Raw genomic sequence first — 1,470 nt, forward strand, 5'->3', positions numbered from 1 at the left:
CTACTTTTAAATATAAGTTTAAAATATTCTTCGCCAGTAAAACTACCAGTATAAGATTCATGTATCCGTTTAGCTTTTAAATCAAATATTTCTCTTTTAATTGCTTTGACATAAACTTTCTGATTTTCACCAATGCTACTCTTTTTAATATAAATAATTTTATATTCATTAATATCATCAGTTCCACCTACATTTGTTACTGTCCACATTGTCGATATACTCGTAACTAAATCAAAATTATACCCATCTTCAACAATCTCAAAAGATAATACTGATTCTTCTGATACTTTATCCTGTGTAGTTGTATTAACAAATAATGGGAAACTACGCCCCACTAAACTGTTTATTAATATAGGCATAAGTAACCTCCTTACCTGTAATACATTTTAAATTTGAAAACAACCTTATTAACAACTTGATTAAAATGAAATTGATTATAGCCAGGAACTAACGAAGGTTGATTACCTGTGCCGTATTTCTTCCCATTGATAGGAATACCATTTTTATAAGTCTGTATCCCATCATATTTAATTACATCCCCTTCTTTTAAATCAATATTTTTTATGGTCATCATTTCACTCTTATATCCAGTGTCAAATGTAAAATGGTTTGTGTTTTCACCTATAGTAATTTCAACAGTTAATTTTTGATTGAACTGATTTATCGGTACGTCACCAGCATAATAAACAAAATCATTATCTGTATTATAAAACGTAAACTTCCTTTGATTGCTATTACTTATAAAAGTCATATTGCTAGTCATACCCCATAAATCTAAATTATTTCCACTTTCTAAATCTGTGCTATAAGCAATTGATTCATAATAAGGTAATTCAACGGTTGCAAATTCTAAAGATATAATCCCTTCTGTCTTTGTTGTATCAAATGAAACGTTAGAAACTAAGGTAACTAACAACTGCTTACCATCTACGTAATTAAGCTCAAATTTATGCGTAGGATCTAACATAGTCTGAAAAGGTATCTCAACATTATTAGCTGCCATTTCTCTCAAATAAAATTGGCCAGAAAATAAATTTTGGATACTATTTTTTAAGTGAGAAGCATATGCAATTTTATTAACACTATAACGAAGAACCATCGTTGCTTTTTTATATCTTTCTACACTTGAATTAAGAAATCTGCCATTAATTCTCTCGATTTCATTAAAATCTAATTCTTTTTCAGAACCTTGTACATCGAATTCTACTACTTTTAGTTTTTGCCCAGTGATAGGGTTATCACTAACCCTATACAGTTCACCATTTTTATTTATTTCTACATCATGCGCTATAAACATATGCCACCTCCTTAAAAGTTATCTCCAATTGTTTCTCTAGAAACTAATTCTTCTATTCTAGTCTTAATCAATTCAACGTCAACATCATTTCTAACTAATATATTTATTACTGGTTTATTATTTTCTTCTAAGCTGTGTCTTACATCTTTACTCATGTGAGCATTAATATCACT

At 29.0% G+C, this 1,470-nt stretch carries 2 protein-coding genes; both read right to left on the reverse strand.

The annotated features are described in order from the left end of the window. A partial coding sequence (locus ACF91D_RS30255) for a tail tube TT1 domain-containing protein (protein ID WP_483883394.1) occupies positions 1-359 on the reverse strand: 359 nt, incomplete at its 3' end. An 11-nt stretch (positions 360-370) separates the two neighbouring features. Further along, positions 371-1,297, reverse strand: a complete 927-nt coding sequence (locus tag ACF91D_RS30260; RefSeq protein ID WP_392438436.1) for a phage tail family protein — start codon at positions 1,295-1,297, stop codon at positions 371-373. Between the last annotated feature and the right edge of the window lie 173 nt (positions 1,298-1,470).

The sequence above is a fragment of the Staphylococcus sp. 231237_7MaSpsaltlick genome, from assembly GCF_043107035.1.